The organism is Polaromonas sp., assembly GCF_030682935.1.
GTDB lineage: Bacteria > Pseudomonadota > Gammaproteobacteria > Burkholderiales > Burkholderiaceae_C > Polaromonas.
On the sequence record NZ_JAUXNA010000074.1, the window covers coordinates 1 to 5,971 of the forward strand.

Here is a 5,971-nt window from a genome sequence, read left to right on the forward strand (position 1 = left end):
ATCTTGATCGGCGTGTTGTACTGCAGACAGGTTGAAAGTTCCTGGATACACATCTGCACCGAGCCTTCGCCTGTAATGCAAAACACTTCGGAATCCGGCTTGGCCAGCTTGATCCCCATGGCATAGGGAATACCGACGCCCATGGTGCCGATGCCACCGGAATTGATCCAGCGGCGCGGCTCGTCAAACTTGTAGTATTGCGCGGCCCACATCTGGTGCTGGCCCACATCCGACGTGATGTAGGTATCGGCGTCCTTGGTCATGTTCCAGAGCGTCTCGACCACGTACTGGGGCTTGATGACATCACCGCTGCCCAAGCTGTACTTCATGCAGTCCCGCTTGCGCCATTCTTCAATCGTGCTCCACCAAGCGCCGAGCGCGTTGGCGTCGGGCTTGAGACCGGATTCCTTGATCATCGCGATCAGTTCGGTCAGCACGTCTTTCACATCGCCCACAATGGGAATATCGACCTTAACGCGTTTGGAGATGCTCGACGGATCAATATCGATGTGAATGATCTTGCGTTCGTTCTGGGCGAAGTGCTTGGGGTTGCCAATCACGCGGTCGTCAAAACGCGCGCCCACGGCCAGCAACACGTCGCAGTTCTGCATGGCGTTATTGGCTTCCAGCGTCCCGTGCATGCCCAGCATGCCGAGGAATTTCTTGTCGCTGGCCGGATAAGCGCCCAAGCCCATCAGCGTATTGGTGCAGGGATAACCCAGCATGTCCACCAGCGTACGCAACTCCTGCGAAGCGTTGCTCAGCAACACGCCGCCGCCGGTGTAAATATAGGGCCGCTTGGCCGTCATGAGCAGATGCAAGGCTTTGCGGATTTGCCCGGCATGGCCTTTGCGAACCGGGTTGTAGGAGCGCATTTCAACGCTCTTTGGATAGCCCGTATACAAGGTCTTGTTGAACGAGACGTCTTTGGGCACGTCAACCACCACGGGACCGGGCCGGCCGGTTCGGGCGATATGGAAAGCCTTTTTCATGGTCTCGGCCATGTCCCGCACATCCTTGACCAAGAAGTTGTGCTTGACGATGGGGCGGGTGATGCCAACGGTATCGCATTCCTGGAAGGCATCAAGGCCGATGGCAGCCGTCGGCACCTGGCCACTGATGATGACCATGGGAATGCTGTCCATGTAGGCCGTGGCAATGCCTGTCACGGCATTGGTCAGGCCCGGGCCGGAAGTGACCAGCGCAACGCCGACATCGCCCGTGGCGCGGGCATAGCCATCAGCGGCATGCACTGCGGCCTGCTCATGGCGCACCAGCACATGCTCGAACGTGTCTTGCTTGTAAAAAGCGTCGTAAATATGAAGAACTGCGCCGCCCGGATAACCCCAGATGTGCTTGACACCCTCGGCCTGAAGCGCCTTGACGAGGATTTCAGCGCCTCTAAGCTCTTGAGGATCGGCTTGGGTCGCTGTTTGGGCCGATGCGGCTGCCGCGGAAGCGAGTTCCACTTTTGAAATTTCCATGATCAACCTTTGTGAATTTCTCTAACGAAATACCTTGGGTGCCTCTTGGCCCACTCTTGTGAAGCGGCGTCAAGACTTGAGGCCAAAACCATAAGCGAAGACATAATTCGCCGAGTCATGACCCGTTTGCCGTTTGAATTGCAGGGAGCATTATGGCATTTTCACACTGCGCAGTGACTGCAGCGGCGCAAAAGGCGCCAGGCGCCGTTAGGCATGGTGCGATAATTTTGAAGCTGCATGTTAAAAGGTGGGCCTGACTGCCAACTCCAAATACACGGCATGCGCAAAAGACAATAACGACAGCGCAGGACAACCCGGAACCCCACACCGTTGGCAACTGAACAAGAACTTTCCGACTTCCTGAAAAGCGTTGAAAAACGGGCTTTCAAGCGCAGCGTTTATCACGTGCGAGACGGTGAAGCTGCTCTGGACATCGTGCAGGACAGCATGATGAAACTCGCGCAGCACTATGGCGACAAGCCTGCCGCCGAGTTGCCCATGTTGTTTCAGCGGATTTTGTCAAACACGACGCTGGACTGGTTTCGCCGCCGCAAGACCCGAAACGCCCTTTTTTCCAACCTGAGCGACTTCGAATCACCGGGAGAAGACGGAGATTTTGATCTTCTGGAAACTTTAGAGGTCCTGACAAACTCGGAAGGAACAGAAAGCGCCCAGGACGCCACGGAACGGGCGCAGATATTGCATGAGATCGAACTGCAGATAAAGGAGTTGCCCGGTCGTCAACGGGAAGCTTTTCTAATGCGTTATTGGGAAGAAATGGATGTAGCGGAAACTGCAATGGCCATGGGCTGCTCTGAAGGTAGCGTCAAGACACATTGCTCCCGCGCAGTCAAGGCCCTCAGCAAAGCCCTGAGGGCTGGAGGTATAAAACTATGACTAACTTACTGATCAAAAGAACCGATACCTTGCAAGAACGTTTCGGTCTGAAAACCGCATCCTATTTGTCCGCGGGCGCATCCGACTTGCCTTATGACATTTCGGAACGTCTGCGTGCGGCGCGTGCCCGGGCTGTATCCATGCGAAAAATTGCAAAGACGGAAACCGCCAGCAGCATGGTCAACACGGGCGGCAGTGCGGCCCTGATGTGGGGCGCTGGTGAAGGCCTGAGTTGGTGGGCCCGCATTGGCTCGGTGCTCCCGCTCATTGCGCTGGTAGCCGGCCTGCTGACCATCAATTCGATCCAAAACGACAATCGGGCCCGGGAAGTGGCCGAGGTGGATGCGGCGCTGCTGACCGATGAGCTTCCTCCGGCCGCATTTTCAGATCCCGGTTTTGTCCAGTTTCTCAAGGCCACACGCTAGCCCCGATAACCCCGAGCCCCGACTGTCCAATGATCGCGCAAGCAGCCTTTTTACATGCCCAACCGCCCCATAGCCATCTACCCCGGTTGATGCGCAAGGGCATGGGCGCTTGGGCCTTGAGACTGCAGCGGCTGTCGCTTGTGCTGGCGTGCGCCAGCTTGCTGGCTCTGCCCGCCCTCAGTTTTGCGCAGGCAGCCAAACCGATCAGCGCTGCCAGCGCCTCCGCAGCCAGCAAACCGTCGTCAGTGGCACCCCGCAAGCCTGCCGCTTCCGGACCTTCCTGGGCAGAACTCACCCCGATGCAGCAGCAGACGCTCAAGCCATTGGCCTTGAGCTGGAACACCATCAGTGAAGCGCAAAAGCGCAAGTGGCTGGAAATCTCCAAAAATTACCCTTCGCTCCCCCCCGAAGGACAAGCCACCATGCACAGCCGCATGAACGAGTGGGTCACCCTCAGTCCCCAGCAACGCGCCCAGGCACGTCTTAACTTTGCAAAAACCAAAGAGCTTTCCAGGGAACTGACGACGGAAGAGAAAAAGGAAAAATGGCAGACCTACCAGGCACTGAGCGCTGAAGAAAAACAGAAGCTGGCGGCCAAGGCCAGCCCCAAGCCGGGTGGCGCCGCAACAGCGGTCAAACCCGTGGCACCGCAGAAGCTGACAGCAGTTCCTCACCAAGCGGCCAAGCCGGCTTCCAGGCCTGCGCCTAAAATCATGCCTCCACCGGCGGCGCTCACCAATCCCGCAACGCTGCGTGCAGGTGAAAGCGCTACGGGCGGAACTGGCGCTGAGCCTGGACGCTGAGCTTTTCTCTCCATCAATCGGCGCGACCGCCTTCCGGCAACGCCTCCTCATAGCTACAAAATTGACAGTAAATAGCACTCAAATCCCGTCGCTGACCAGGCGCATGGCCTGCTGGATGTACGAAGGCATGCTGATGTTTGGGGTGGCCTTCATCGCCGGCTACCTGTTTGGCACCCTGAGCCAGACCCGCAATGCCATGGACAACCGCCACGCCCTGCAAGCTTTTGTTTTTGTAATTTTTGGCATTTATTTTGTCTGGTTCTGGGCCAAAGGCCAGACGCTGGCGATGAAGACATGGAATATTCGTGTGGTGGACGTTCATGGCGCAGCCGTTACCCAAAAACGGGCCCTGTTGCGCTATGTGCTGAGCTGGCTGTGGTTTTTGCCACCGCTGGGCGTGAGTTGGCTGTTTGCGTTGCCCGGCATGGACGGTGCCGTCCTGACCCTCGGATGGGTGGCGGTGTGGGCGATTTTGGCGCGCTTTCATCCCCGGCAACAGTTCTGGCACGATGCCTGGGCGGGCACGCAACTGGTGACCTGGATGGCGCCCGCCAAAACCAGGAAAAAGACAAGCAAGGCCGAAAACAGTGCCGTGGCACCCCATCGGTCCTGATATCAACACACGGCCAAGCTGCGAGACAATCCCTGCATGTCCCAACAAGTACCGTTTTCGGCTTCCGAAAAGAGCCCTGCCATCCCTCCGTCACAGGCCGATGCGCCGGTGAATCCCCAAAAAAACCGCAAAGGCCTGAGCCGCGTCTGGCACGCCATGGGCTACTCCCTCGCAGGACTGCGCGCTGGCTGGCACGAGACGGCGTTCCGCCAGGAAGCCATTGCCTCGGTTGTCCTCGTTCCCGCCGCCTTCTGGCTTGGCCGCAGCTGGATTGAGACCGTGTTACTGGCCGGAACGGTCGTTCTCATCATGATCGTCGAGCTGCTCAACACCGGCATAGAAACTGCCATCGACCGCATCGGTCCCGAGTGGCACGACCTTTCCAAGCGCGCCAAAGACATGGGCAGCGCCGCCGTGCTGCTCAGTTTATTGCTCTGCGCAGGCACTTGGGCCATGGCGCTCTACCAGAGGCTTGCAGCATGAACGCCGAAGCCAGCAAACGCAAGCCCGCCTTTTCAGTCTGTGTGTACTGCGGCTCGCGCCCGGGCGACACGCCCGAGTTTGCAGCGATGGCGCGCCAGGTCGGCACCTGGATCGGCCAGCATGACGGCCAACTGGTCTACGGCGGCGGCCACAATGGACTGATGGGCATCATGGCGGACGCCGCGCTGGCCGCTGGCGGCCGGGTGATTGGCGTCATCCCCAAGGCGTTGGTGGAAAAGGAATGGGCCCACACCGGCTGCACCGAACTGCACATCGTTGAAAACATGCATGAGCGCAAGCGCATCATGGCCGAACACGCCGACGCATTTCTGGCGCTGCCCGGCGGGATTGGCACCCTCGAAGAATTTTTTGAAGTCTGGACCTGGCGCCAGCTCGGTTACCACGACAAACCCGTGGGCCTGCTGAACATGAGCGGCTTCTACGACAGCCTGCTGGCTTTCCTGGGTTCGGCCGTGAAGGCCGGTTTCATGAACGACTGGCAAATGGAACTGATTCGCACCGGCAGCGATGCGGAGTTGTTGCTGGAGGCGCTGGTGCAGGCAGCGGGCATGACGGCGCCCACCCTGCGGCTTGACCAGATTTAAGCGCCTTGCAGCGTTTCCAGGTTTAAACAGCCGCTTCGTCTTCTTCCCCGGTGCGGATGCGCACGACGCGCTCCACGCTGGTGATGAAAATCTTGCCATCACCGATTTTTCCGGTGCGGGCGGCACGCACGATGGCATCGACACAGCGGTCCACGTCGTCGGTTTTAACCACCACTTCGACCTTGACCTTGGGCAGAAAATCGACCACGTACTCGGCACCACGGTACAGTTCGGTGTGCCCCTTCTGGCGCCCAAAACCCTTGACTTCGGTCACGGTCAGGCCGGTGACGCCGCACTCGGCCAGCGCCTCGCGGACTTCTTCGAGTTTGAAGGGCTTGACGACGGCGGTAATTTGTTTCACTGAAAAGTCTCCGGGAGTTTTAGGGTTTGAATACTGCGTGGCCTGAAAGGCTCACGCACGAAATTGACTGGTTATAGGATAGCGCCAATCCTTGCCGAAGCTTCGGTGAGTCACCCGGATGCCCACTGGCGCCTGGCGGCGCTTGTACTCGTTGAGCCGGATAAGCCGCGCCACACGTTCAACCACCGCACGCTCAAAACCGGCGGCCACAATGATTTCCACGCTCTGGTCATTTTCCATGTAGCGCTCCAGAATCGCGTCCAGCACCTCGTAGGGCGGCAGGCTGTCCTGATCAGTCTG

Annotated in this window: 8 protein-coding genes and 1 pseudogene; 6 read left to right on the plus strand and 3 right to left on the minus strand. The window is 58.5% G+C overall.

Going from position 1 to position 5,971, the window contains the following annotated elements:
- A partial coding sequence (gene ilvB, locus Q8K05_RS02960; protein ID WP_305245049.1) for a biosynthetic-type acetolactate synthase large subunit occupies positions 1 to 1,484 on the minus strand: 1,484 nt, incomplete at its 3' end.
- A 330-nt stretch (positions 1,485 to 1,814) separates the two neighbouring features.
- Between ilvB and Q8K05_RS02965 the strand changes: the two genes are divergently transcribed.
- From Q8K05_RS02965 to Q8K05_RS02990, 6 genes are all read left to right on the plus strand, one after another.
- Positions 1,815 to 2,381 (plus strand): RNA polymerase sigma factor, encoded by a 567-nt coding sequence (locus Q8K05_RS02965; protein WP_305245050.1) that lies wholly within the window; start codon positions 1,815 to 1,817, stop codon positions 2,379 to 2,381.
- Positions 2,378 to 2,806 (plus strand): DUF3619 family protein, encoded by a 429-nt coding sequence (locus Q8K05_RS02970; RefSeq protein ID WP_305245051.1) that lies wholly within the window; start codon positions 2,378 to 2,380, stop codon positions 2,804 to 2,806. The genes Q8K05_RS02965 and Q8K05_RS02970 overlap by 4 nt, the downstream gene beginning before the upstream one ends.
- An 89-nt stretch (positions 2,807 to 2,895) precedes the next feature.
- Positions 2,896 to 3,609 (plus strand): DUF3106 domain-containing protein, encoded by a 714-nt coding sequence (locus tag Q8K05_RS02975; protein WP_305245052.1) that lies wholly within the window; start codon positions 2,896 to 2,898, stop codon positions 3,607 to 3,609.
- Positions 3,610 to 3,691: 82 nt separating this feature from the next.
- A complete protein-coding gene (locus Q8K05_RS02980) occupies positions 3,692 to 4,222 on the plus strand; it encodes an RDD family protein (protein WP_305245056.1) in 531 nt (176 codons plus the stop codon).
- A 36-nt stretch (positions 4,223 to 4,258) separates the two neighbouring features.
- Complete coding sequence (locus tag Q8K05_RS02985; protein WP_305245053.1) at positions 4,259 to 4,705, plus strand: diacylglycerol kinase; 447 nt, start codon at positions 4,259 to 4,261, stop codon at positions 4,703 to 4,705.
- A complete protein-coding gene (locus Q8K05_RS02990; protein ID WP_305245054.1) occupies positions 4,702 to 5,310 on the plus strand; it encodes a TIGR00730 family Rossman fold protein in 609 nt (202 codons plus the stop codon). Before Q8K05_RS02985 ends, Q8K05_RS02990 begins: the two co-directional genes overlap by 4 nt.
- Positions 5,311 to 5,332: 22 nt before the next feature.
- Here Q8K05_RS02990 and Q8K05_RS02995 read toward each other — a convergent pair whose 3' ends face one another.
- Both Q8K05_RS02995 and Q8K05_RS03000 read right to left on the minus strand, forming a co-directional pair.
- Positions 5,333 to 5,671 carry a P-II family nitrogen regulator gene (locus Q8K05_RS02995; RefSeq protein ID WP_305245055.1) on the minus strand — a complete coding sequence of 113 codons (339 nt, stop codon included), beginning with the start codon at positions 5,669 to 5,671 and terminating at the stop codon, positions 5,333 to 5,335.
- A gap of 51 nt (positions 5,672 to 5,722) precedes the next feature.
- Positions 5,723 to 5,971: pseudogene (locus Q8K05_RS03000) on the minus strand (NAD+ synthase); the annotation flags it as partial.